Source organism: Pseudomonas sp. MIL19, from assembly GCF_028680365.1.
GTDB classification, from domain to species: domain Bacteria; phylum Pseudomonadota; class Gammaproteobacteria; order Pseudomonadales; family Pseudomonadaceae; genus Aquipseudomonas; species Aquipseudomonas spirodelae.
Genome location: NZ_JAPPVG010000001.1, coordinates 33,411 through 58,254 on the forward strand (window position 1 = coordinate 33,411; position 24,844 = coordinate 58,254).

The window sequence follows — 24,844 nt, forward strand, 5'->3', positions numbered from 1 at the left end:
CCGCGCCGCCCTCCCTCTATTCGCCGAGCCAACCTGATGCTGACAAGCTTTAGCCTGAGCCAGCTGATCCTGATCAGTGCGGCCTACCTTCTTATTTTGTTCGGCGTGGCCTGGATCAGTGAACACGGCCTGATTCCGCGCTGGGTGATCCGTCACCCGCTGACCTACATCCTGTCGCTTGGCGTGTATGCCAGCGCCTGGGCGTTTTATGGCACGGTGGGCCTGGCCTACCAATACGGTTATGGCTTTTTGGCCAGTTACCTCGGCGTATCCGGGGCATTTCTACTGGCACCGGTGCTGCTTTACCCGATCCTGAAGATAACCCGCACCTACCAACTGTCATCCCTGGCTGACCTCTTCGCCTTCCGTTTCCGCAGCACCTGGGCCGGCGCCCTTACCACGGTATTTATGCTGGTCGGCGTACTGCCGTTGCTGGCCCTGCAGATTCAGGCGGTGGCGGACTCCATCGGCATCCTCACCCGCGAGCCGGTGCAGGAGCGCGTCGCCCTGGCCTATTGCGGGCTGATCATTCTGTTCACCATCCTGTTCGGCGCACGGCATATCGCCACCCGCGAGAAACATGAAGGCCTGGTGTTCGCCATCGCTTTTGAGTCAGTGGTCAAGCTGGTAGCGATCAGCATCATCGGCCTGTATGCCTTGTATGGCGTGTTCGACGGCCCGCAGGACCTGCAATCCTGGCTGGTACAGAATCAAGCGTCGCTGTCGAACCTGCACACCCCTCTGCAAGAAGGCCCCTGGCGCACGCTGTTGCTGGTGTTCTTTGCCTCGGCCATCGTCATGCCGCACATGTATCACATGACCTTTACCGAGAACCTCAACCCGCGCGCTATGGTCAGCGCCAGCTGGGGCCTGCCGCTGTTCCTGCTGCTGATGAGCCTAGCCGTACCACTGATTCTCTGGGCCGGGCTGAAACTGGGCGCAACTACCAACCCGGAATACTTCACCCTCGGCGTCGGCATTGCGGTCAACAGCCAGACCCTGGCATTGATTGCCTATGTCGGCGGGCTGTCGGCCTCCAGCGGGCTGATCATCGTCACCACCCTGGCGCTGTCGGGCATGGTACTTAACCATGTGGTGCTGCCGCTGTACCAGCCACCGTCGGAAGGCAATATCTACCGTTGGCTGAAGTGGACACGCCGCGCGCTGATCCTGCTGGTGATCATGGCCGGCTACGGCTTCTATCTATTACTGGGGGCTGAGCAAGACCTGGCCAACCTCGGCATCGTCGCCTTCGTCGCCACCCTGCAGTTCCTCCCCGGCGTACTCTCGGTGCTGTACTGGCCGGCGGCTAACCGCAAAGGTTTTATCGCTGGGCTGCTAGCAGGTATCGGCGTGTGGGTGGTGAGCATGCTGTTACCAATGCTCGGCAACCTGCAGGGTTTATACCTGCCCTGGTTCAACGTCATCTATGTGCTGGATGACAGCAGTTGGCACATGGCGGCGATCGCTTCGCTGGCCGCTAACGTGCTGGTGTTCACCCTGGTGTCGCTGTTCACCGAAGCCAGCGCGGAGGAGAAAAGTGCCGCAGAAGCCTGCGCCGTGGATAACGTCCGCCGCCCACAACGGCGTGAGCTGCTGGCCAATTCACCGCAGGAGTTCGCCGCGCAACTGGCCAAACCCCTGGGCGCAAAAACGGCTCAGCACGAGGTCGAACAAGCGCTGCGCGACCTCCATCTGCCGTTCGATGAAGGCCGCCCCTACGCCCTGCGCCGCCTGCGTGATCGCATCGAGGCCAACCTCTCCGGATTGATGGGCCCCAGCGTGGCCCAGGATATCGTCGAGACGTTCCTGCCGTATAAAGCCGGCAGCGAAACCTACGTCAGCGAAGACATTCACTTTATCGAGAACCGCCTCGAGGACTACCACTCACGCCTCACCGGGCTGGCGGCGGAACTCGACACCCTGCGCCGCTACCACCGCCAGACTCTGCAGGAACTGCCCATGGGCGTCTGCTCGCTGGCCAAGGATCAAGAAATCCTGATGTGGAACAAGGCCATGGAAGAACTCACTGAAATACCGGCGCAGCGCGTTGTCGGTTCGCGCCTGAGCACCCTGGGTGAGCCGTGGCGTAGCCTGCTGCAGAACTTTATCGAGCTGCCCGACGAACACCTGCACAAACAAAGCCTGGCCCTCGACGGCCAGACCCGCTGGCTCAACCTGCACAAAGCGGCCATCGACGAACCGCTGGCACCCGGTAACAGCGGCCTGGTGCTGCTGGTTGAAGACCTTACCGAAACCCAGATGCTCGAAGACAAGCTGGTGCACTCCGAACGCCTAGCCAGCATCGGCCGCCTGGCCGCCGGAGTGGCCCACGAAATCGGCAACCCGATCACCGGCATCGCTTGCCTGGCGCAGAACCTGCGTGAAGAGCGCGAAGGTGATAGCGAGCTGACTGAGATCAGTGAGCAGATCATCGAGCAGACCAAACGCGTGTCGCGCATCGTCCAATCGCTGATGAGCTTTGCCCATTCCGGCAGCCACCAGAACAGTGAAGAGCCGGTGTGCCTGGCCCAGGTCGCGCAAGACGCAATTGCCCTGCTGGCGCTCAATCGACAGAGTGTCGACGTGCAGTTCTTCAACCTCTGCGAAGCTGACCAGCGGGTGGTGGGCGACCCGCAGCGTTTGGCCCAGGTGCTGATCAACCTGCTGTCCAACGCCCGTGACGCCTCACCGCCAGGCAGCGCGATTCGGGTCAAGAGTGAAACCTTCGAACACACCATCGACCTGATCGTCGAAGACGAAGGCACAGGTATTCCCAAGGCCATCATCGACCGTTTGTTCGAGCCCTTTTTCACCACCAAGGAGGTGGGCAAAGGCACCGGACTGGGCCTCGCTCTGGTCTATTCGATCGTGGAAGAGCATTATGGACAAATAACAATCGACAGCCCGGCCGATCTAGAACTGCAGCGTGGCACCCGCATTCGGGTCAGCTTGCCGAGGCATGTCGAGGCGACGTCCCTAGCGACTCAAACCAGCTAATTGAGAGCATGCCTGCAAGGCTTTTCGCCCCGCGGCATGCCCCGAGACCGTCGAGAGACCAAATTAATGCCTCATATTTTGATCGTCGAAGACGAAACCATTATCCGCTCTGCCCTGCGCCGCCTGCTGGAGCGCAACCAATATGAAGTCAGCGAAGCCGGCTCGGTACAGGAAGCTCAAGAGCGTTTCAGCATCCCCAGCTTCGACCTGATCGTCAGCGACCTGCGCCTGCCGGGCGCACCCGGTACCGAAATGATCAAGCTCGGCCAGGGCACCCCGGTGCTGATCATGACCAGCTACGCCAGCCTGCGCTCGGCCGTCGACTCGATGAAAATGGGGGCGGTGGACTACATCGCCAAACCCTTCGACCACGACGAAATGCTCCAAGCGGTAGCGCGCATCCTGCGTGATTTCCAACAGACTAAAAGCGCGCCTGCAGCCGCTGCGGCCAACGCAAAAGCCGGCACCGACAAGGTGGTGGATAACAGCAACGGCGAAATCGGCATCATTGGCTCCTGCGCCGCGATGCAGGAGATGTACAGCAAGATCCGCAAAGTGGCGCCCACCGACTCCAATGTGCTGATCCAGGGCGAATCAGGCACCGGTAAAGAACTGGTGGCTCGCGCCCTGCACAACCTTTCACGCCGTGCCAAAGCGCCGCTGATTTCAGTCAACTGCGCGGCCATCCCGGAATCACTGATCGAGTCCGAACTGTTCGGCCACGAGAAAGGCGCCTTTACCGGCGCCAGCGCTGGCCGTGCCGGCCTGGTCGAAGCCGCCGATGGTGGCACCCTGTTTCTCGATGAAATTGGCGAGCTGCCTTTAGAGGCCCAGGCACGCCTGCTGCGAGTGCTGCAGGAAGGCGAAATCCGCCGAGTGGGCTCGGTGCAGTCGCAGAAGGTCGACGTGCGCTTGATCGCCGCGACCCACCGCGACCTGAAAACCCTGTCGAAAATCGGCCAGTTCCGCGAAGACCTGTATTACCGCCTGCACGTAATCGCCCTCAAGCTTCCCCCGCTACGCGAGCGCGGGGCTGACGTGAGCGAGATCGCCCGCGCCTTCCTGTTACGTCAGTGCACTCGCCAGGGTCGCCTAGACCTGAGTTTTGCGGCGGACGCCGAACAGGCCATCAGTCATTACCCCTGGCCGGGTAACGTGCGCGAGCTGGAGAACGCCATCGAGCGTGCGGTGATTCTCTGCGAGGGCAACAGCATCTCCGCCGAGCTGCTGGGTATTGATATCGAACTGGATGACCTTGAGGACGACTTCACCCTGCCCAGCCAAAATGGCGGCCCGGGACATGAACCCAGCGAGCCAACCGAAGATCTGTCACTGGAAGACTACTTCCAGCACTTCGTCTTAGAGCATCAAGACCACATGACCGAGACCGAACTGGCACGCAAACTCGGCATCAGCCGCAAATGCCTGTGGGAACGCCGCCAGCGTCTGGGCATCCCACGCCGCAAATCATCGGGTGCTACCGCAGACTAAGGCACCCGCGGTGACAGATGCGTGGGCCAGAGGTTCCACCATCTGTTACCCATTCAACACTTAGTAACAAAGGCCGGGTCTTATGGTAACGAAGGCCCGGCTTTTTTATGCCATCCGGCCACCCTCAACAGCACTCAAAGCCTTGAATATAAAGGGATTGTAAAAGATGGCACGGGTCCTGCTTTATTACTGGCACAAGAACAATAACAAGCATGCTCCAAACCTAATAAAAATAAGACGTACCGACTCCAGCACAATAAAAATAACGACGCGGAGGCGCAGCTAACTGATTCTTTTGGAAAGGATTTGCCTTTGGGGTTCGCCCCAAAACCAGGCCGAGAACAATAAAACTGCTCCAAGGCAGTGCCTGAACTGGTTGGATCACTGTGTGATCATGGCAGCGTCAGTATCCAAAGCAATACGTTTGCTCTTGATTCCCAACTTGGGAAATTTTCCAAAAGTCCCTGACTGGATGGAACGGGTAAATAAACAAAAACAACAAGCCCGCCATAATAATAAAAATAGAGCACGCACCAATTTGGGGGGGAGCTTCGGCTCCCCCAGTAGCTTCAAACTCCCCGCCTGCTGCAGTCTCCCTTCGTTTCCTGCACCAAACCCCAACTCAATGCTAAAATCCGCGCCATTCCTGCGGCCGACATATACTCTGGCCAGTCATTTCGTCAAACAGTGCCTCCCATGCTGAAAAAGCTGTTCAAGTCCTTTCGCACCCCCGCCCTCCGTGGCAACCATTCGCACAGCACGCCTGAAGTGCTGGGCAGCAGCCAACACCCGATCGAGCGCGGCGAAATCAGCCGCTATGCCATCAGCGTGGTTGAGCGCCTGCAGCAAGCCGGCTACCAGGCGTACCTGGTCGGTGGCTGTGTACGCGACCTGTTGCTGGACATCGAGCCCAAAGATTTCGACGTAGCCACCAGCGCCACCCCGGAGCAGGTGCGAGCCGAATTCCGTAATGCCCGGGTAATCGGTCGGCGCTTCAAGTTGGTTCACGTGCATTTCGGCCGTGAAATCATCGAAGTCGCGACCTTCCGCGCCAACCACCCCGAAGGCGATGAGGAAGAGAACAGCAACCTGTCTTCACGCAATGAGAGTGGCCGGATTCTGCGTGATAACGTGTACGGCAGCCTGGAAGACGATGCCCAGCGCCGCGACTTCACTATCAATGCGCTGTATTACGACCCGAGCACCGAGCGCATCCTCGATTACGCCAACGGCGTGCACGACATCCGCAATCATCTGATCCGCCTGATCGGCGATCCGACCCAGCGCTACCAGGAAGACCCGGTACGCATGCTGCGTGCGGTGCGTTTCGCTGCCAAGCTGGATTTCGACATCGAGAAGCACAGCGCCGCACCGATCTACAAACTGGCGCCACTGCTTGGTGGAATCCCCGCCGCGCGCCTGTTCGATGAAGTGCTCAAGCTGTTTCTGGCCGGTTATGCGGTCTACACCTATGAGCTACTGGTCGATTACGGCTTGTTCGGCCAACTGTTCCCGGCCAGTGCTGAAGCACTGAAACTCAACCCGGACTACACCGACCAGCTGATCCGCAATGCACTGGACAGCACTGACCAGCGCATTCAACAAGGCAAATCGGTCACCCCCGCCTTCCTCCTTGCGGCGCTGCTCTGGCCAGCTCTGCCGGCACGTGTCATTAAGCTGCAGAATCGCGGCATGCCGCCGATTCCGGCGATGCAGGAAGCGGCCCATGAACTGATCAGCGAGCAGTGCCAGCGGATTGCTGTGCCCAAGCGCTTCACCATGCCGATCCGCGAAATCTGGGACATGCAGGAACGCCTGCCACGTCGCAGCGGCAAACGCGCCGATACGTTGCTGGAAAACCCACGCTTCCGCGCCGGTTACGATTTCCTCCTGCTACGCGAGAGCGCAGGCGAAGAAACTGGCGGGCTTGGCGACTGGTGGACGCGCTATCAGGAAGTCAGCGATAGCGAGCGGCGCAACATGATCCGCGACCTCAGCAACAAAGATGACACTGCCGGCGCACCGCGCAAACGCAAACGCAGCAACAACAAGCGCAAGCGCGGCCCCGCAACTGATAGCAGCAATGCCCCAGCGGGTGAATGATGGAGCGCGTGTATATCGGCTTGGGTAGCAACCTGGCGACCCCACACGCGCAATTACGCAGCGCCCTGGCCGCCCTGGCCGCGCTGCCGCAGACCCATCTAGCTGCACAATCATCGCTCTACGCCAGCGACCCTCTAGGCCCGCCGGACCAGCCGCGCTACGTCAATGCCGTAGCTGCACTGGACACCGACCTCAGCCCACTGGCGCTGCTCGATGCGCTGCAAACCATCGAACTGGAGCAGGGCCGCACACGTAAGGCAGAGCGCTGGGGGCCGCGCACCCTCGATCTGGACATCCTGCTGTTCGGCGAACGCCAACTGGATGAGCCCCGCCTAACCGTGCCGCACTACCACATGCATGCCCGCGCGTTTGTCCTCTACCCACTGGCCGAGATCGCCCCAGCGCTGCATCTGCCAGATGGTCGCGCACTGTCTGAACTGCTCGATGCCTGCCCTTTTGTAGGGCTGGAGCGACTGGGCGAAGCCGCGTCGACCTAAGAAGCAGATATCCCGCGACAGCAGCCCCCGTGCCTATGCCCGGAGCAAAGCTACGAAGATTGGTGGTAACGCCAGTAACAAACCGGTAACACCTGCAATTGACTTCGAGTCTTCCCATCAGGACTATAGGCGTCCCGTTGCCCCGCACCGGTGCAATTTGCGGCCAATGCAGGCCAACTTGAAGCAGCACAACTGCTGACTGAACGCCTGAGCGAGGACAGTTTTCATGCCTGATGTAACCCTGACTACCCTGCAAAGCCTCAAGCAGAGCGGCGAGAAAATCGCCATGCTGACCTGCTATGACGCCACGTTCGCCCAAACGGCCTGCCAGGCCGGTGTCGATGTGCTGCTGGTAGGTGATTCCCTCGGCATGGTCTTACAAGGCCATGACAGCACACTGCCCGTCACCGTGGCCGATATGGCGTACCACACCGCCTGCGTCAAACGCGGCAACCAGGGCGCGCTGATCCTCGCCGACCTGCCGTTTATGGCCTATGCCACGCTGGAGCAGGCGTTGAACAACAGCGCGGCACTGATGCAAGCCGGTGCGCACATGGTCAAGCTGGAAGGTGCAGCCTGGCTGGCTGAGCCGATTCGCCAACTGGCCGAGCGCGGTGTGCCGGTGTGCGCGCACCTAGGGTTGACCCCACAAGCGGTGAACATCCTCGGTGGCTACAAGGTCCAAGGCCGCCAAGAGGCCTCTGCACGGCAGATGCGCGCTGACGCCATGGCCTTGGAACAGGCCGGTGCAGCGATGCTGCTGCTTGAGTGCGTGCCCAGCGGACTGGCTGCGGAAATTAGCCAGGCGGTGAAGATTCCGGTGATTGGTATCGGTGCAGGTTCGGCCACTGACGGCCAGGTATTGGTCATGCACGACATGCTTGGGCTGTCCCTGAGCGGCCGTGTGCCAAAGTTTGTGAAGAACTTTATGGCCGGCCAGAGCAGCATCCAGAATGCCATCAGCGCCTATGTCAAAGCGGTCAAAGACCAAAGCTTCCCAGCAGCCGAGCACGGATTTTCTGCATGAACACAGTTAAGAGCGGGCGCGAGTTACGCGCCGCTGTCGCCCAAGCCCGCTCCGAAGGTAAACAAATCGCCCTGGTGCCGACCATGGGCAACTTGCATGCCGGCCACGCCGCGCTGGTGGAAAAAGCCGCGCAGCGGGCGGACTTCGTGGTTGCCAGCATTTTCGTCAACCCGTTGCAGTTCGGCCCCAACGAAGACCTCGCGAGCTACCCACGGACCCTGCTTGCCGATCAGGAAAAACTGGTCGCAGCCGGCTGCCACCTGCTGTTCGCCCCGGATGTTACCGAGATGTACCCGCAAGGGACTGACGGCCAGACCCGCGTCAGCGTGACGGGCGTCTCCGAAGGCCTGTGCGGCGCCAGCCGGCCGGGGCACTTCGACGGCGTTGCGACTGTAGTCAGCAAGCTGTTCAACATGGTGCAGCCTGACTTGGCCATTTTCGGCCAGAAGGACTTCCAGCAACTGGCGGTAATCCGCACCCTGGTGCGTGACCTGAATATGCCGATCCAGATCATCGGCGAGCCCACCGTGCGCGCCGAAGATGGCCTGGCGCTGTCTTCGCGTAACGGTTACCTGAATGCCGAGCAACGCGAAGTGGCGCCAGTGTTGTACCGCAGCCTGCAGGAAATGGCTGCGGCGATTAAGGCCGGCGAGCGTGATTACGCCAAGCTGATCAACGCAGCGCAGGCACAACACAGCGCCGCGGGTTTCCGCCCGGACTACCTCGAAGTGCGCGAATCCAGCAGCTTACGCCCGGCATCACAGGATGATCGTCAGTTGGTAATTCTGTTGGCCGCCTCCATTGGCAACACCCGACTCATCGATAACCTGGCGCTCGACCTCGATGCGCCCGCTTGATTAGCCGGTTACCGGCTCGCGTACCTGCCAGTTACACTCAAGGCCCGGATCACTCCGGGCTTTTTTGCATAATTCGTCGCACCCAGCACAAGGAACACGCACCTATGGCCTATTTCCAACAGCCGCATGACGTCACCTCTCTGCCCGCCTGGCAGGCGCTGCGCGAGCACCGCGAGCAGATGAATGACTTCAGCATGCGCGAGGCCTTTGCCAGTGACCCGGAGCGCTTCAAGCGTTTCTCCCTGAGCAGTTGCGGCTTGATGCTGGACTATTCGAAGAACCTGATCGACGAAAAAACCCTAGCACTGCTGGTACAACTGGCCGAGCAAAGCCAGCTTGGTGAATCCATCCAGGCACTGTTCTGCGGTGATCAGGTCAATGCCTCAGAAGGCCGCGCCGCCCTGCACACCGCCCTGCGCAGCCCGATTGGGCGCAGCGTCAAGCTGGATGGCATCGACCTGATCCCCCAGGTGCACCGCGTACTGCATCAAATGACCGAACTGGTCAGCCGCGTACACAGCGGCCTGTGGCGCGGCTACAGCGACAAGCCGATCACCGAGGTCGTCAATATCGGCATCGGCGGTTCGTTCCTCGGCCCGCAGCTGGTTTCCGAGGCGCTGCGGCCCTTTACCCAGCGCGGCGTGCGCTGCCATTACCTGGCGAATATCGACGGCAGCGAGTTCCGCGAACTCACAGCACGCCTGAACCCTGAAACCACCCTATTTATCGTCTCTTCCAAATCCTTCAGCACCCTGGAAACCCTTAAAAACGCCCTAGCGGCACGCGACTGGTACCTGGCCCTGGGTGGCCCGGAAGCCGAACTGCACAAGCACTTTATTGCGGTCACCAGTAACACCAAGGCCGCGATTGAGTTCGGTATCAAGGCAGAAAACATCTTTCCGATGTGGGATTGGGTCGGTGGCCGTTATTCACTCTGGTCGGCCATCGGCTTACCCATCGCCTTGGCCATCGGCATCTCCAACTTCAAGGAGCTGCTAGCCGGCGCTTACGCCATGGACCAGCACTTCACCCAGGCGCCGCTGGCGGAAAACATGCCGGTACTGATGGCCTTGCTGGGCATCTGGTATGGCAACTTCTGGGGGGCGAAAAGCCAGGCGATCCTGCCCTACGACCACTACTTGCGTAACTTCACCAAGCACTTGCAGCAGCTGGACATGGAGTCCAACGGCAAATCCGTACGCCAAGACGGCAGCCCGGTGGACTTCAGTACCGGGCCAGTGATTTGGGGCGGTGTCGGCTGCAACGGCCAGCATGCCTACCACCAGTTACTGCACCAGGGCACTGAGCTGATCCCGGCGGACTTTATTGTGCCAGTCAACAGCTTCAGCCCACTGGCCGACCATCACCAGTGGCTGTTTGCCAACTGCCTGTCGCAAAGCCAGGCGCTGATGCACGGTAAGACCCAAGCCGAAGCCGAAGCCGAATTGCGCGGCAAAGGCCTCGACGAAGCTGACGTGCAACGCCTTGCGCCGCACAAGATGGTTCCTGGTAACCGCCCAAGCAATATTCTCGCGCTCAACCGGATCGACCCGTTCGGCCTCGGTGCGCTGGTCGCGTTGTATGAGCACAAAGTCTTTGTACAAAGCGCGATCTGGGGCATCAACGCCTTCGACCAATGGGGCGTTGAACTGGGCAAAGAGCTCGGCCTGGGCGTGTATCAGCGCCTGACCGGTCAGCTCGATACGCCAGCCAGTGATGCCTCGACCCAAGGCCTGATTCAGCATTTCCGCGAGCGCCATCGCGGCTGATCAGCCCACCACGCAGGGCCCGGCATAGCTGCACCGGGCCAGCACTTGAACCCTGCCCTCACTGGGTGCACCCTTGTTGTGATCGCGGACACACAACAACAAGGACCCGCCATGTTCGAAATTACCCGTCACCCGGTTGCCGACTCGGTGCGCCAGCGCGCGCACATCGACAACGACGACTACCTGCGCCTCTACCAACAATCGGTCGAGCAACCTGATACGTTCTGGGCCGAGCAGGCCAAGCAGTTTCTCGACTGGTCCAAACCCTGGGACAGCGTGCAGCAGGGCGACCTACTCAGCGGCCAGGGTTCGTGGTTCAAGGGCGGCCAGCTAAACGTCAGCTACAACTGCATCGACCGCCACCTGGCCACACGCGGCGAGCAAATCGCACTGATCTGGGAAGGTGACAACCCCAGCGAATCGGCACATATCACTTACAAAAAACTGCACCACAATGTCAGTCGTCTGGCCAATGTGCTGAAAAGCCGTGGCGTAAAGAAGGGTGACCGGGTGTGCATCTACATGCCGATGATCCCCGAGGCGACCTACGCCATGCTCGCCTGCACGCGTATCGGTGCGGTGCATTCTGTGGTGTTCGGCGGCTTCTCCCCGGATGCGCTGCGTGACCGCATTATTGACTCCGATTGCCGCGCGGTGATCACGGCCGATGAAGGCGTGCGCGCTGGCAAATACGTAGCGCTCAAGGCCAACGTCGACAAAGCCCTGCAGAGCTGCCCGGCGGTCTCCACGGTGGTAGTGGTCGAACGTACCCAAGGTGAAATCGACTGGGTTGAAGGGCGCGACATTTGGTACCACAAGGCCCTGAGCGAAGCAGACGGCGATTGCCCACCCGAGCCGATGGACGCCGAAGACCCGCTGTTTATCCTCTACACCTCCGGCTCCACCGGTAAGCCCAAGGGGGTGTTGCACAGCACCGGCGGCTACCTGCTGATGGCCGCGATGACCCACAAGTACGTATTCGACTACCACGAAGGTGACGTTTACTGGTGCACCGCCGACGTTGGCTGGGTCACCGGGCACAGCTATATCGTTTACGGGCCGCTGGCCAATGGCGCCACCAGCCTGATCTTCGAAGGCGTGCCGAACTACCCGGATGCCTCGCGTTTTTGGCAAGTTATCGACAAACATCAGGTGAACATCTTCTACACCGCGCCTACCGCCCTGCGCGCACTGATGCGTGAAGGCGAAGGCCCGGTAAGGAAAACTGACCGTTCCAGCCTGCGCCTACTCGGCTCGGTCGGCGAACCGATCAACCCGGAAGCCTGGGAGTGGTATTACAACGTGGTCGGCGAACGCCGCTGCCCGATCGTCGACACCTGGTGGCAGACCGAAACCGGCGCCATTTTGATCACCCCGCTGCCTGGCGCCACCGACCTCAAACCCGGCTCCGCCACCCGCCCCTTCTTCGGCGTACAACCGGTGCTGCTGGATGAACAGGGCAAGGAAATCGACGGCCCGGGTTCAGGTGTACTGGCGATCAAAGAAAGCTGGCCGAGCCAGATCCGCAGCGTTTACGGCGACCATCAGCGCATGATCGACACCTATCTGAAGCCCTACCCCGGTTACTACTTCAGCGGTGACGGCGCGCGCCGCGATGAAGACGGCTACTACTGGATCACCGGGCGGGTGGATGACGTGATCAACGTCTCCGGCCACCGCATCGGCACCGCCGAGGTGGAAAGCGCCCTGGTGCTGCACGACGCCGTCGCCGAAGCGGCCGTGGTCGGCTACCCACATGACCTCAAGGGCCAGGGCATTTATGCCTTCGTCACGCCCATGAACGGCATCGACCTCAGCGACGCACTGAAGACCGAACTGCTGGCCCTGGTCGGCAAAGAGATAGGTGGTTTCGCCAAACCCGAACTGATCCAGTGGGCGCCGGGCCTGCCGAAGACCCGCTCAGGCAAGATCATGCGGCGCATCCTGCGCAAGATCGCCTGTAACGAGCTGGACAACATGGGCGACACCTCTACCCTAGCCGACCCCAGTGTGGTGGACGGGCTGATCGAGCAACGCCTAAACCGCTAACCCGATGTAGGACGGCCATGCCACACCTCGGCATGGCTGTCTTGTAGAGACCCTATGGAATTCCTGCGCCGCCGTATCGAAAGCCAAGTCCTCAGCCTCAGCGGTATCGCCCTCGGCCAGATCGACTTCGAGAACCCCAAGGGCGACCCCGGCCTGTTCGGCCCGGACTCGGTGAGTTGGCAGGTACATGGCGACTTCACCAGCATGTTGATCGGCGGCATCAGCGCCCTGCTTCTGCAGGCCTTGCACCCACTGGCGCTGGCCGGCGTGTGGGATCACTCAAATTTTCGTCAGGACCTGCTTGGTCGGCTGCGCCGCACCGGGCAGTTCATCTCCGGCACCACCTACGGTTCGCGCGCCGACGCCGACTGGCTGATCGACAAGGTCAAAACCATTCACCTCAAGGTTACGGGCACCGCCCCGGATGGCCGCACCTACGCCGCCAGTGACCCCGCGCTGCTGACCTGGGTGCATGTCGGCGAAGTGCACAGCTTCCTTCAGGCGCACCTGCGCTACCGCAACCCAGAGCTGAGTGAGGCCGATCAAGACCGCTACTACGCGGAAATCGCCCTGATCGCCGAACGCCTGGGCGCTACCCAGGTGCCGTGTTCGCGCGCCGAAGTGGCGGCCTATTTGGCCGCCGTTCGCCCCGAGCTGTGTTGCGATGCGCGCTCGCTGGAGATTCTGCGCATCCTGCTGGACGCTCCCGCCCCCAGCGCCCTCGCCGCACCGGCGGCCAAACTGCTGATGCAGGCCGGTATCGATCTACTGCCCACCTGGGCGCAAGAGATGCTTGGCCAGCAGATCAGTCCAGCACGCAGCCGCGTGATCCAGACCGGCGTCCACAGCCTGGCACCGGTACTGCGCTGGGCGGTGCGCGGCGGCGCCATTCACTGCGCGCGCAAGCGCTTACAGCTACCGCCGCGCGGCTGACTGGTCAGTTCGCAGGCTGGCCGCGAGCAAAGCCGCTGTGCCACCATAGCGACCTTTCGCGGCCTGCCGCGCCTGTCACTTGTGAGGATCGCGTTATGCAAGATGTCGTCATCGTTGCCGCCACCCGCACTGCCATCGGCAGCTTCCAGGGTTCACTGGCGAATATCCCGGCCCCCGAGTTGGGCGCTGCCGTGATCCGCCAGTTGCTTGCGCAAACCGGTTTGGACGGCGCGCAGGTCGACGAAGTGATCCTCGGCCAGGTACTCACGGCAGGCAGCGGGCAGAACCCGGCCCGCCAGGCGGCGATTCTCACGGGCCTGCCCCACGCCGTACCGGCAATGACCTTAAACAAGGTCTGCGGCTCGGGCCTGAAAGCCCTGCACCTGGCTGCCCAGGCTATTCGCTGCGGCGATGCCGAAGTAATGATTGCCGGTGGCATGGAGAACATGAGCCTGTCTCCTTACGTCATGCCCGGCGCCCGCACCGGCCTGCGCATGGGCCACGCCAAACTGGTCGACACGATGATCACCGACGGCCTGTGGGACGCCTTCAACGACTATCACATGGGCATCACCGCCGAGAACCTGGTGGACAAGTACGGCATCAGCCGTGAAGCGCAGGATGCCTTCGCCGCGGCCTCGCAGCAGAAGGCCGTGGCCGCCATCGAAGCCGGTCGTTTTGTCGACGAAATTACCCCGATCCTGATTCCTCAGCGCAAAGGCGAGCCCGTAGCCTTCGCCACGGATGAACAACCGCGCGCCGGCACCACCGCCGAATCCCTGGGCAAACTCAAGCCGGCGTTCAAGAAAGACGGCAGCGTCACCGCCGGCAACGCCTCCAGCCTCAACGACGGCGCCGCGGCGGTGCTACTGATGAGTGCTGAAAAAGCCAAAGCCCTGGGCCTGCCAGTACTGGCGAAGATCACCAGCTACGCCAATGCCGGTGTCGACCCGGCGATCATGGGCATTGGCCCGGTCAGCGCCACCCAGCGCTGCTTGGCTAAAGCCGGCTGGACGCTGGGGGACCTGGACCTGATCGAAGCCAACGAAGCCTTTGCCGCGCAAGCGCTGGCGGTCGGTCAAGAACTCGACTGGGACGCCAGTAAGGTCAACGTCAACGGCGGCGCCATCGCCCTCGGCCACCCAATTGGAGGCTCCGGTTGCCGGATTCTCGTCACTTTGCTGCACGAGATGATCAAACGTGACGCCAAGAAAGGCCTGGCCACCCTGTGCATCGGTGGCGGTCAAGGTGTAGCGCTGGCGATTGAGCGCGCCTGATAACAGCGCGGCCAACCGCACAACTGAACGCCGGCACCCGGATTAGCGGGCGCCGGCGTTTTTCTTGGTAAACTGCGCGCCCTCCTTTTTTAGAGTCGCCGCGCATGCCCGCTCTCGATCAGGCGCTGCGCGCCGCCCTGAATAATCGCCACGACCTGCTGGCTGAGCTGCATCAGCAAGGCACCGACTGCTATCGCCTGTTTCATGGCAGCCAGGAAGGCGCCGGCGGTCTGACCATCGACCGTTACGGCCCACAGTTACTGGTACAGAGCTTTCATCAGCGCCTTAGCCGCGACGAACTGCTGCAACTGGCCGAGCAATGCCAGAGCAGAATCGGCGAAGACCTGCTGCTGGTGTACAACGACCGCTCCCAAGGCAATTCGCGCATCGACCGCAGCGACCCGGTCTACCAGGCCGAGCCCGCCGCACTGGAAGACTTGGTCGGCCATGAGTGGGGCCTCAACTACCGCGTACGCGGCCGTCATGCCGGGCAAGACCCGCTGCTATTTCTTGACCTGCGCAACGCCCGCGGCTGGGTCAAACAGTACAGCGCCGGCAAATCGGTGCTCAATCTGTTTGCCTACACCTGCGGGGTTGGCTTGAGCGCTGCGGCAGGCGGCGCACGCGAAGTGCTCAACCTCGACTTTGCCGAAGGCAACCTGGCAGTTGGCCGCGAGAATGGCGCGCTCAACCCAGTGCTGGCGCCCATGCAGTTTATGCAGTCGGATTACTTCCCGGCGATTCGCCAACTGGCGGGCCTGCCGATTAGCGCGCGCCGTGGCCACAAACTGCCGGACTATCCGCGTTTAGCGCAACGCCAGTTCGACCTAGTGCTGCTCGACCCGCCAGCATGGGCCAAGAGCGCCTTCGGTACCGTCGACTTGCTGCGTGACTACCAAAGCCTGCTCAAACCGGCAATTCTCGCCACGGCTGATGATGGCGTACTGATCTGCTGCAATAACCTAGCAAAAGTCAGCCTGGCGGACTGGCGCGAGCAGGTACTGCGCTGTGCGGAAAAACTCGGCCGCCCGGTACGTGAGTGGCAGGTATTGCCTCCAGCGAGTGACTTCCCCTCACTGGATGGCCAGCCACCACTGAAAACCCTGATCTTGCAGTTCTGATTTACCCCCAAGCGTTCAGAGAATCACCCGCAGCGGCTCTGCGGAACTGTGTACGCGTGCCATACTCCAAGGCACTTCTTCGTCGGGATAGATGACGTTTTTATGCTTAAAGGAATAAAGCGCGCCGCCAGCGCCATTGCTATCGCTGTTGCCCTCTACAGCCTGCTGGGCTTTTTGATTCTGCCCGGCATCGGCCTGCGCATCGCCAATCAACAACTGGCCCAATACGCCACCGTGCCCGCCTCCTTGCAACGTCTGCAGCTCAACCCCTTCAGCCTGGAGCTCAGCCTCTGGGGGCTGCAAATTGGTGAAGCTGAACAGCAGCAGATCGCCTTCGAACGCCTGTATGCCAACCTGCAACTCGACAGCCTATGGGGCGGTGTGTTGCACCTGGCCGACATCGAGTTGGACAAACCGCACAGTGAAGTGCTGTTCGGCAAGGATGGCAGGCTTAACCTGACGCAACTGTTTAACGTCCCGCCTAGCACCGAGCCAGCGGTCGAGGAGCCCGCTGGCGAGCCGTTTCCGCTGCGCATTTCGCGGATCAAGCTGAGCGGCGGCAACGTACATTTTCAGGACCTGCGCCCCAGCGAGCAGATCGAGTTTATTTACGACGATCTCAATTTCGAATTGCACAACCTCAGTACCCTGCCTGACGACAATGCCGACATGAGCCTGGTCGCCACGGGCCCTACCGGCGGACGGATCGACTGGACCGGGCGTATCAGCCTGGTACCGATCAGCTCCAGCGGCAGCCTTAAAGTGACTGACGGCAAGCTGAAAGCCATCTGGCCCTACGTGCGCGATGCGGTGCCACTGGTCTTAGAGGACGGCACCGTCAACCTGAGCAGCGACTACAGCCTGAACCTGGCTGAAGGCACCGAACTGCTGTTGAGCAACACCCAGCTCAGCGTCAACAGCTTTGCTATCAAAAGCCCGGCAGACAAAGCGTTGCTGCGCCTGCAAAGCCTGGATATCAGCGAAACCAGCGTAGACCTGGCCAAGCAACAGGTCATCGTCGGCAAGATTCGTAGCCAACAGCTGGAAACCTGGGCCGCACGCGAGGCCGATGGCCAACTCGACTGGCAGAAGCTGCTGGCCAGCCAACCCGCCAAACAGGCTCCAGCTCCAGCTCCAGCTCCAGCTCCAAATAAAGGTGGCGCCGGCTCTGCGGCAACAGTAGCCGAGCCGCTAAAAGAGCCAACCGAACCGACCACCGCAGAGCAATCCGCCGACCTGGAAACCGCCACTGCAGGCCAACCGGAAGAGCCCAGCAAACCCTGGCAAGTGATCCTGCGTGACGTGCAATTGCGCGACTATCAGGTGCATCTGGCGGACCGCGCCGGCGGTGCTGAAGTCAAAATCGACCTCGCCCCGCTTAATCTCGACCTGAACGACTTCGACAACCTGGGCACTTCCCCCTTCACTCTCAAGCTCGACACCGGGGTGAACAAAACCGGGCTGATCAAGGCCAACGGTCAGGTGCAACTGAGCCCGACCACTGCCAATCTAAACGTGCTTACCCAGGACATTGATCTGCGCCTGGCGCAAACCTACCTGAGCCCTTTTGTGCACCTGGAGCTGCGTAGCGGCAAACTAGGCAGCGAACTGGCCGTTGACCTGCAGAGTGTCGAGCCACTGGCCTTCAGCATTACTGGGCATGCCGAGATCAAACAACTGCACACCCTCGACACCCTGAAAAATCGCGACTTCCTCAAATGGCAGCAGGTACAGGTCGAAGGGCTCGATTACCAGCATGGCCAAGGTTTGGCGATCAGCCAGATCAAACTGCAGCAGCCCTATGTACGCTTTATCATTAACGAAGACCTGACCACCAATATTAATGACCTCATGGTGCCCCAACCCGCCAGCGCCGAACCGCGCAAAGCCCCGACGGAAAAGCCGCTGCCTATCCGCATTGGCGGCATCAGCATCAAGGAGGGTTCGGCCAACTTTGCCGACTTTAGCCTGCGCCCGAACTTCGCCACGGCGATTGGCCAACTTAACGGCCAGATCGGCACGCTGGATAACCAAAGCGCGAAATCCGCCAGCGTCGACATCAAGGGCAAGGTCGATAAGTACGCCCCTGTCAGCATCAAAGGCAAGCTGACCCCGTTCGACCCGCTGAACAGCCTGGATATTGCCACCAGCTTCAAAAACGTCGAGCTCACTACCTTGACGCCCTACTCCGGTAAATTCGCCGGCTACCGCATCCGCAAGGGCCGTCTTAACCTTGACCTGCACTACCAGATCGAAAAGGGTCAGCTCAACGCCGAGAACAAGCTGCTGCTGGAAGACCTGCAACTGGGCGAGAAAGTCGACAGCAAGGACGCCACGGACCTACCGATTCGCCTGGCTGTGGCTCTGCTCAAGGACACCCAGGGCAATATCGAGATCCAGCTGCCCGTTCAAGGCAACCTCAACAGTCCCGAATTCAGCGTGATGCCAATCGTCTGGCAAACACTGCGTAATCTGGTGCTGCGTGCAGCGCAGGCTCCGTTCAAGTTTATTGGCGGGCTGGTCAGCGGCGGCAGCGAGGTCGACCTCAGCACCGTGCGCTTCAATGCAGGGGAAAGCCAACTCGACAGCACGGCACAGAACGCACTAGACACCCTGGCCAGCGCCCTGAAAGAGCGCCCCACCCTGCGCCTGGAGGTCGAAGGCATGAGCGCCCAGAGCAGCGATGGCCCACCGCTTGCGGTTGCACGCCTGGAGCGCGAATACCAGAGCACTTGGTACAAGATACTGCAGCGCCGTGGCGATAATGTACCCGCCGATGCCAGCGAGCTGGTAGTCGATGAAGACGACAAGGCGGTGCTGCTCGAAGGCATCTACCGTGCGCGCCTCAAGCAGCAGCCACCGGCAGAATGGGCCAAGCTGAGTGACGAAGAACGCACCGCGCAGATGCGCGCCGGCGTACTGCAATCTTGGGCACAGAGCTCGCTGCTACTGCGCCAGTTGGCCCAAGCCCGCGCGGCAGAAATAAAAAACTATCTGGTTGAGCGTGGCGGCCTGAGCGCTGAACGCATTTACCTGCTGGATGTCAGTATTACCCAGGCCAATGCCGATGGCAGTGTGGCCAGCGCTCTGCACCTCGGCAGCGAATAGGCCTGTTGTCTATGCGCACACTGACGTCAACGCTGTTACTTGCCCTGCTGGGCGCTGCGTTTATGGCCCAGGCCGAAACCCTGCGCTGCGGTAGCCAGTTGGTGAGCCTGGGTGATCGCCGCTTTGAAGTGCTGCAGAAATGCGGCGAGCCGGCGTTCCGTGACCTAGTGGGCTATTCCCTCGGCCCAAACGAGCGCCGCGAGTACCCGATCGAGGAATGGGTCTACGGCCCGAGTAACGGCATGCTTAGCATTCTTACTTTCGAGGGCACGCGCCTGCGCGCCATCGAACGCCGTCGAAGCCGCTAATAGATGAAACCCCTGATCAGCGCCCTGCTATTACTTGTGTCCATCTGTGCACAGGCCTCATCGACCCTGCGTTGCGATAACGGGCTGGTCAGCCTCGATGACACCACCAGCGAAGTCAGCAGTAAATGCGGCGAACCACTGAGCCGTGACTTTCTCGGCTACCGTGAAGTGCTGGATGAATACGGTTTCTACAATGAAGTCGCGGTCGAAGAGTGGTCATACGGGCCACGCAACGGCATGTACCAATTTCTGCGTTTTCAAGGGAATCGATTGATCAAGATCGACAGCAAACGCCGTAACTAGCAACACCCTACCCTCCCACACCCACGATAAGGACATTGCGCCATGCAACGGATAGCACTCAGCCTCACCCTGCTCGCTCTAGCAACCGGCGCCCAGGCCAGCACCCTGCGCTGTGAGAAGGGCATCGCCAGTACCGGCGACCGCACCACAGAGGTCGCTAGCAAATGTGGCGAGCCGATTGCCCGCGACATGCTGGGTTACACCCTGGATGCCCACGGCAATAACGAGTTTCTCGTCGAGGAGTGGGTCTATGGCCCACGTAACGGCATGAACTACTACCTGCGATTCGAAGGCGGACGACTGAAGAGCGTGGAGAGCAAACGCGGCAGCTAAGCCCTGCCACGCAGCCACTAAAAAGCCCCGCTGGTTGCGCCAGCGGGGCTTTTTTACGCCTTATTACAGCTTACTGCTGAAGTCGCGCAGCTCATCCTGAGCCTTTTCCTTGCTCCAGCCGTAGCGCTCTTGCAGCTTGCCGGCCAGGTACTCGCTATGACCTTCGGCTACATCCAGATCATCATCGGTCAGGTTGCCCCAACGCTCCTTCATGCGGCCATTGAGTTGCTTCCACTTACCTTTAATCACGTCAGAATTCATTGCTCAATCCTCGATGGTTTTAACGGGGTTATTGCACCAGCCCACGCGAAGCTTGGGGTTTAATCGGCCGTTTTTAAGGCTTCGGCTGCCACAGCGGTTACACCCTTGATTTCTTTAGCCTTGGCCACGGCAAGGTCGCGCTCAGCATCACTGGCAACAACACCCGACAGGGTGACCACACCTTTGTTGGTTTCAACGCTGATATCGATGCCACTCAGCTCATTGTCCGCCAGAAAGGTCGACTTCACTTTGCTGGTGATCCAGGTATCGGTAACGGCATCTTCAGTGGCGTTCATGGCCTCGCTCGCGGCCAGCATGGTCGGCTGCACCGCCGTGCGGGTGTCAGCAAGAACCGGCCCGGCCAATAACAGGCTCAGGGCAGTGGCGGTCATAGTGGCGCTGGCGACGTGCTTGATTGGCTGCTTCATGGATAGTGCTCCTGCATAAGTAAAAAGACCTGCAACCTTCATTGGTTGCGGTTACATAAGTACTGTTGCAGGCGGCATGCCAGCTTTTAAAATATTATTTTAACTATATATATCAATAGCTTAGATATAGTTAAAGCCATCCCTTGTCGTGCATTTTGCATGCCCAGGCGTATGACCCCATGCACTGTGCATGACCTGCCCTGAAGTTTTTCATAGGCGAAAAAAAGGACCCCGAAGGGTCCTTTTTAAACAGCGCGGGAGCGATTAAGCCTCCGACACCTTGGCAGCAGCAACGTCCTTGATGGACAGCTTGATGCGGCCGCGGTTGTCGACGTCCAGTACCAGCACTTCGACTTCCTGACCTTCTTTAAGAATGTCGGTCACTTTCTCTACACGCGCATCGCTGAGCATGGAGATATGCACCAGACCGTCTTTACCCGGCAGGATGTTAACAAAGGCACCGAAGTCGACGATGCGCTCAACCTTACCGATGTAGATCTTGCCGATTTCAGCCTCAGCGGTGATACCCAGAACGCGCTGACGTGCAGCTTCTGCAGCTTCCTTGGTTTCGCCGAAGATTTTGATCGAGCCGTCGTCTTCGATATCGATCGAGGCCTTGGTCTCTTCGCAGATGGCACGGATGGTCGCGCCACCTTTGCCGATCACGTCGCGAATCTTGTCTTGGTCAATCTTCATCGCGATCATGGTCGGTGCATTAGCCGACAGCTCAGTACGCGACTGGGCAATGACCTGGTTCATCTGGCCGAGGATATTCAGGCGCGCTTCCAGGGCTTGGCCCAGAGCGATTTCCATGATTTCTTCGGTGATGCCCTGGATCTTGATGTCCATCTGCAGTGCAGTAACGCCATTGGCGGTACCGGCAACCTTGAAGTCCATGTCGCCCAGGTGATCTTCGTCACCGAGGATGTCGGTCAGAACGGCGAACTTCTCGCCTTCCTTAACCAGACCCATGGCGATACCAGCAACCGGCGCTTTCATCGGTACACCAGCGTCCATCAGGGCCAGGGAAGCGCCGCAGACGGAAGCCATCGAGGAAGAACCGTTCGACTCGGTGATTTCCGAGACCACGCGAATGGTGTACGGGAATACGTCAGCAGCCGGCAGCATAGCCGCGATAGAGCGACGAGCCAGACGACCGTGACCGATTTCGCGGCGGCCAGTGGCGCCCATGCGACCACACTCACCGACCGAGTACGGCGGGAAGTTGTAGTGCAGCATGAAGGGGTCTTTACGCTCGCCTTCGAGGGTATCGAGCAGCTGTGCGTCACGAGCGGTACCGAGGGTGGCAACCACCAGAGCCTGGGTTTCGCCACGGGTGAACAGTGCCGAACCGTGGGTTTTGTCCAGAACACCCACTTCGATGTTCAGACCACGCACAGTGCGGGTGTCACGACCGTCGATACGCGGCTTACCGTTAACGATGTTCTCGCGCACGGTGCGGTATTCGATTTCGCCAAAGATTTCTTTAACTTCACCGGCAGTCGGCTGACCTTCAACACCTGCGAACTTGGCAACGATTTCATTGCGCAGTTCACCCAGACGGGCATAACGCTCGTGCTTGACGGTGATGGTGTAAGCCTGGGAGATCGCCTCGCCAAACTCGCCGCGAATCGCGTTGAGCAGTGCGGTATTCTCAGCCTTTGGCTGCCAGTCCCAAGTCGGCTTGGCGGCTTCGGCGGCCAGCTCGGCAACGGCGTCGATGACGACCTGGAATTCGTCGTGGGCGAACAGTACAGCGCCCAGCATCTGGTCTTCGGTCAGCTCTTTAGCTTCCGATTCAACCATCAGTACGGCGTCTTTGGTACCGGCTACGACCATGTCCAAGCTCGAGGCCTTAAGCTGCTCGTAGTTCGGGTTAAGCAGGTAGCCGGTTTCCGGGTGGAAAGCTACGCGCGCAGCACCGATTGGGCCGTTGAACGGGATGCCGGAGATGGCCAACGCAGCCGAAGTACCGATCATCGCAGCGATGTCCGGATCGGTCTTTTTGCTGGTGGAGATCACGGTGCAGATAACCTGCACTTCATTCTGGAAACCTTCTGGGAACAGCGGACGGATCGGACGGTCGATCAGACGCGAGGTCAGGGTCTCTTTCTCGGAAGGACGGGCTTCACGCTTGAAGAAACCGCCTGGAATTTTGCCGGCTGCGTAGGTTTTTTCCTGGTAGTGCACGGACAGCGGGAAAAAGCCTTTGCTCGGGTCAGCGGTCTTGGCGCCAGTTACGGCAACCAGTACGGCAACGTCGTCGTCAACGGTGACCAGCACAGCGCCGGAGGCTTGACGGGCGATACGACCAGTCTCGAGGGTAACGGTCGATTGACCGAACTGGAATTTCTTGATTACCGGGTTCACGGTGTTTTCCTTCTCTTTATTGCCCTTGGGGAAAGCGGTTCTTGCCACCGAGTGTGCGTCTTAATGAAGCACACACGGGTATTGCAGAATGAGTGGGCGGTGACGGGAATCGGACCCGTTGGCGTCCAAAAACAACTAATGCACAAACGCAAAAGCTGGAAGCAGGGGTAAACCCCACTTCCAGCTTCGGCAGTCAGCTACGCATAAGCATTGCTTAGCGACGCAGACCCAGGCGACCGATCAAAGCGGTGTAACGAGAAACTTCCTTACCTTTGAGGTAATCCAGCAGCTTACGACGCTGGTTTACCATGCGGATCAGGCCACGACGCGAGTGGTGGTCTTTACCGTTGGCTTTGAAGTGACCCTGCAGCTTGTTGATGTTGGCGGTCAGCAGTGCAACTTGCACTTCTGGGCTACCAGTATCGCCTTCAGCTTGCTTGTAGTCGGCAACGATTTGAGCTTTTTCTTCAACGCTGAGTGCCATGTGGGCAATCCTCTCAGTTAGGCAACTGCCGAAACAGTCGCAATAGGCCAGGAATTACTTCCTGTGTTTTAAAGTGAGGTATGACCGCGCCTATTAACAGCCACCCTCAAAGCACGCAGACCCGAGCCGAAACCCTTGCTTGCGCTACGGCCATGCTGACCGAATCCTACGCCACAGGCCTGAGGCCCGGGCCTGCAACCAAGGCTAGGCCTTGTTTGCAATCAATCGACGCGGCGCAATACGCCCGTCTTCGCTCACTTCACCGATACCGATAAAGCGACCATTGTGATCTTGCACCCGCACCATGCCGAACTTCGGCGCTTCCGGGGCGCGTACCGGCTGCCCTTGCAGCCAGTAGAACGAACTGTGCTCGGAGAACTGCAACAGCGGCCAATGCTGCAAACCGCTGTCAGCCGGCAGCAAGAACTGATCAACCGCTTCGTTACCGCCTTCAGCATGCACGCGCTCAAGCTCTTCGAGCGTGACGGTACGGCTCAAGTCGAACGGCCCGGCTTTGGTTCTGCGCAGCTCTGCAACATGTGCACCGCAACCCAGCAAATGGCCAATGTCCTCGACCAGCGTGCGGATATAGGTGCCTTTGCTGCAATCGACCGCCAGACGCGCCTGCTCCGCCTCACAGCCCAGTAATTCCAGGCGCTCAATAGTAACAGAACGCGGCTCGCGCTCCACTACTTCACCGGCACGGGCCAGCTTGTAAAGCGGCTGGCCGTCACGCTTGAGCGCTGAGTACATCGGCGGTATCTGGCTGATTTCGCCACGAAACTGCGGCAATACCGCTTCGATATCGGCGCGACCAACGGTCACTGGACGACGCTCCAGCACGTCACCTTCGGCATCTGCGGTGGTGGTGGTCACCCCCAGCTGCATCAAGGTTTCGTAGCCTTTGTCGGCATCCAGTAGGTACTGGGAAAACTTGGTCGCCTCGCCAAAGCACAACGGCAATACGCCAGTGGCCAAAGGATCGAGACTGCCGGTGTGCCCAGCCTTCTCAGCATTCAGCAACCAACGGACCTTTTGCAGGGCCGCGTTGGAGCTAAAGCCTTTAGGCTTATCCAGAAGGATGATGCCATCGACGGCACGACGAATACGTTTCACCTGGGCCAC

20 protein-coding genes are annotated in these 24,844 nt (G+C 60.0%); 15 read left to right on the forward strand and 5 right to left on the reverse strand.

Going from position 1 to position 24,844, the window contains the following annotated elements:
- Positions 1-36: 36 nt before the first annotated feature.
- From N1078_RS00175 to N1078_RS00245, 15 genes are all read left to right on the forward strand, one after another.
- Entirely contained in the window at positions 37-3,000 is a 2,964-nt protein-coding gene (locus N1078_RS00175) for a sensor histidine kinase (RefSeq protein WP_274086184.1), read from the forward strand.
- Positions 3,001-3,066: 66 nt separating this feature from the next.
- Entirely contained in the window at positions 3,067-4,491 is a 1,425-nt protein-coding gene (locus N1078_RS00180) for a sigma-54-dependent transcriptional regulator (protein ID WP_274086185.1), read from the forward strand.
- A gap of 696 nt (positions 4,492-5,187) precedes the next feature.
- A complete protein-coding gene (locus tag N1078_RS00185) occupies positions 5,188-6,594 on the forward strand; it encodes a polynucleotide adenylyltransferase PcnB (protein WP_274086186.1) in 1,407 nt (468 codons plus the stop codon).
- A complete protein-coding gene (folK, locus tag N1078_RS00190; protein ID WP_274086187.1) occupies positions 6,591-7,091 on the forward strand; it encodes a 2-amino-4-hydroxy-6-hydroxymethyldihydropteridine diphosphokinase in 501 nt (166 codons plus the stop codon). Before N1078_RS00185 ends, folK begins: the two co-directional genes overlap by 4 nt.
- A gap of 226 nt (positions 7,092-7,317) precedes the next feature.
- A complete protein-coding gene (panB, locus tag N1078_RS00195) occupies positions 7,318-8,118 on the forward strand; it encodes a 3-methyl-2-oxobutanoate hydroxymethyltransferase (protein ID WP_274086188.1) in 801 nt (266 codons plus the stop codon).
- Positions 8,115-8,975 carry a pantoate--beta-alanine ligase gene (gene panC, locus N1078_RS00200; RefSeq protein WP_274086189.1) on the forward strand — a complete coding sequence of 287 codons (861 nt, stop codon included), beginning with the start codon at positions 8,115-8,117 and terminating at the stop codon, positions 8,973-8,975. The genes panB and panC overlap by 4 nt, the downstream gene beginning before the upstream one ends.
- A gap of 104 nt (positions 8,976-9,079) precedes the next feature.
- Positions 9,080-10,744 carry a glucose-6-phosphate isomerase gene (gene pgi, locus N1078_RS00205; RefSeq protein ID WP_274086190.1) on the forward strand — a complete coding sequence of 555 codons (1,665 nt, stop codon included), beginning with the start codon at positions 9,080-9,082 and terminating at the stop codon, positions 10,742-10,744.
- A 111-nt stretch (positions 10,745-10,855) separates the two neighbouring features.
- Complete coding sequence (gene acs, locus N1078_RS00210) at positions 10,856-12,793, forward strand: acetate--CoA ligase (protein ID WP_274086191.1); 1,938 nt, start codon at positions 10,856-10,858, stop codon at positions 12,791-12,793.
- Between the two features lie 54 nt (positions 12,794-12,847).
- Positions 12,848-13,726: an oxygenase MpaB family protein gene (locus N1078_RS00215; protein ID WP_274086192.1), complete on the forward strand. Its 879-nt coding sequence runs from the start codon at positions 12,848-12,850 to the stop codon at positions 13,724-13,726.
- 95 nt (positions 13,727-13,821) lie between these two features.
- Positions 13,822-15,003, forward strand: a complete 1,182-nt coding sequence (locus N1078_RS00220) for an acetyl-CoA C-acetyltransferase (protein ID WP_274086193.1) — start codon at positions 13,822-13,824, stop codon at positions 15,001-15,003.
- A gap of 104 nt (positions 15,004-15,107) precedes the next feature.
- A complete protein-coding gene (locus tag N1078_RS00225; RefSeq protein ID WP_274086194.1) occupies positions 15,108-16,124 on the forward strand; it encodes a class I SAM-dependent rRNA methyltransferase in 1,017 nt (338 codons plus the stop codon).
- A gap of 102 nt (positions 16,125-16,226) precedes the next feature.
- Positions 16,227-19,232 (forward strand): DUF748 domain-containing protein, encoded by a 3,006-nt coding sequence (locus tag N1078_RS00230; protein WP_274086195.1) that lies wholly within the window; start codon positions 16,227-16,229, stop codon positions 19,230-19,232.
- A gap of 11 nt (positions 19,233-19,243) precedes the next feature.
- Positions 19,244-19,540, forward strand: coding sequence for a DUF2845 domain-containing protein (locus N1078_RS00235; RefSeq protein WP_274086196.1), 297 nt, complete (start codon positions 19,244-19,246; stop codon positions 19,538-19,540).
- A 3-nt stretch (positions 19,541-19,543) separates the two neighbouring features.
- Positions 19,544-19,843, forward strand: coding sequence for a DUF2845 domain-containing protein (locus N1078_RS00240; protein WP_274086197.1), 300 nt, complete (start codon positions 19,544-19,546; stop codon positions 19,841-19,843).
- Positions 19,844-19,885: 42 nt separating this feature from the next.
- Positions 19,886-20,176, forward strand: a complete 291-nt coding sequence (locus N1078_RS00245) for a DUF2845 domain-containing protein (RefSeq protein WP_274086198.1) — start codon at positions 19,886-19,888, stop codon at positions 20,174-20,176.
- Between the two features lie 63 nt (positions 20,177-20,239).
- On the opposite strand, the gene N1078_RS00250 is transcribed toward N1078_RS00245, so the two are convergent.
- The 5 genes from N1078_RS00250 to truB form a co-directional block, all read right to left on the reverse strand.
- A complete protein-coding gene (locus N1078_RS00250; protein ID WP_274086199.1) occupies positions 20,240-20,437 on the reverse strand; it encodes a CsbD family protein in 198 nt (65 codons plus the stop codon).
- A gap of 59 nt (positions 20,438-20,496) precedes the next feature.
- Entirely contained in the window at positions 20,497-20,865 is a 369-nt protein-coding gene (locus tag N1078_RS00255; RefSeq protein ID WP_274086200.1) for a BON domain-containing protein, read from the reverse strand.
- A 264-nt stretch (positions 20,866-21,129) separates the two neighbouring features.
- Positions 21,130-23,235 carry a polyribonucleotide nucleotidyltransferase gene (gene pnp / locus N1078_RS00260; RefSeq protein ID WP_274086201.1) on the reverse strand — a complete coding sequence of 702 codons (2,106 nt, stop codon included), beginning with the start codon at positions 23,233-23,235 and terminating at the stop codon, positions 21,130-21,132.
- 214 nt (positions 23,236-23,449) lie between these two features.
- Positions 23,450-23,719 (reverse strand): 30S ribosomal protein S15, encoded by a 270-nt coding sequence (rpsO, locus tag N1078_RS00265; RefSeq protein ID WP_090243769.1) that lies wholly within the window; start codon positions 23,717-23,719, stop codon positions 23,450-23,452.
- A 204-nt stretch (positions 23,720-23,923) separates the two neighbouring features.
- A complete protein-coding gene (truB, locus tag N1078_RS00270) occupies positions 23,924-24,844 on the reverse strand; it encodes a tRNA pseudouridine(55) synthase TruB (RefSeq protein WP_274086202.1) in 921 nt (306 codons plus the stop codon).

Coding starts and splice junctions, on each gene's coding strand:
- N1078_RS00240 (WP_274086197.1), top strand. CDS start 19,544: ATGAAACCCCTGATCAGCGCCCTGCTATTACTTGTGTCCATCTGTGCA.
- N1078_RS00215 (WP_274086192.1), top strand. CDS start 12,848: ATGGAATTCCTGCGCCGCCGTATCGAAAGCCAAGTCCTCAGCCTCAGC.
- N1078_RS00185 (WP_274086186.1), top strand. CDS start 5,188: ATGCTGAAAAAGCTGTTCAAGTCCTTTCGCACCCCCGCCCTCCGTGGC.
- N1078_RS00180 (WP_274086185.1), top strand. CDS start 3,067: ATGCCTCATATTTTGATCGTCGAAGACGAAACCATTATCCGCTCTGCC.
- N1078_RS00255 (WP_274086200.1), bottom strand. CDS start 20,865: ATGAAGCAGCCAATCAAGCACGTCGCCAGCGCCACTATGACCGCCACT.
- N1078_RS00225 (WP_274086194.1), top strand. CDS start 15,108: ATGCCCGCTCTCGATCAGGCGCTGCGCGCCGCCCTGAATAATCGCCAC.
- folK (WP_274086187.1), top strand. CDS start 6,591: ATGATGGAGCGCGTGTATATCGGCTTGGGTAGCAACCTGGCGACCCCA.
- N1078_RS00245 (WP_274086198.1), top strand. CDS start 19,886: ATGCAACGGATAGCACTCAGCCTCACCCTGCTCGCTCTAGCAACCGGC.
- panB (WP_274086188.1), top strand. CDS start 7,318: ATGCCTGATGTAACCCTGACTACCCTGCAAAGCCTCAAGCAGAGCGGC.
- N1078_RS00220 (WP_274086193.1), top strand. CDS start 13,822: ATGCAAGATGTCGTCATCGTTGCCGCCACCCGCACTGCCATCGGCAGC.
- acs (WP_274086191.1), top strand. CDS start 10,856: ATGTTCGAAATTACCCGTCACCCGGTTGCCGACTCGGTGCGCCAGCGC.
- panC (WP_274086189.1), top strand. CDS start 8,115: ATGAACACAGTTAAGAGCGGGCGCGAGTTACGCGCCGCTGTCGCCCAA.
- N1078_RS00175 (WP_274086184.1), top strand. CDS start 37: ATGCTGACAAGCTTTAGCCTGAGCCAGCTGATCCTGATCAGTGCGGCC.
- N1078_RS00230 (WP_274086195.1), top strand. CDS start 16,227: ATGCTTAAAGGAATAAAGCGCGCCGCCAGCGCCATTGCTATCGCTGTT.
- N1078_RS00235 (WP_274086196.1), top strand. CDS start 19,244: ATGCGCACACTGACGTCAACGCTGTTACTTGCCCTGCTGGGCGCTGCG.
- N1078_RS00250 (WP_274086199.1), bottom strand. CDS start 20,437: ATGAATTCTGACGTGATTAAAGGTAAGTGGAAGCAACTCAATGGCCGC.
- pgi (WP_274086190.1), top strand. CDS start 9,080: ATGGCCTATTTCCAACAGCCGCATGACGTCACCTCTCTGCCCGCCTGG.
- rpsO (WP_090243769.1), bottom strand. CDS start 23,719: ATGGCACTCAGCGTTGAAGAAAAAGCTCAAATCGTTGCCGACTACAAG.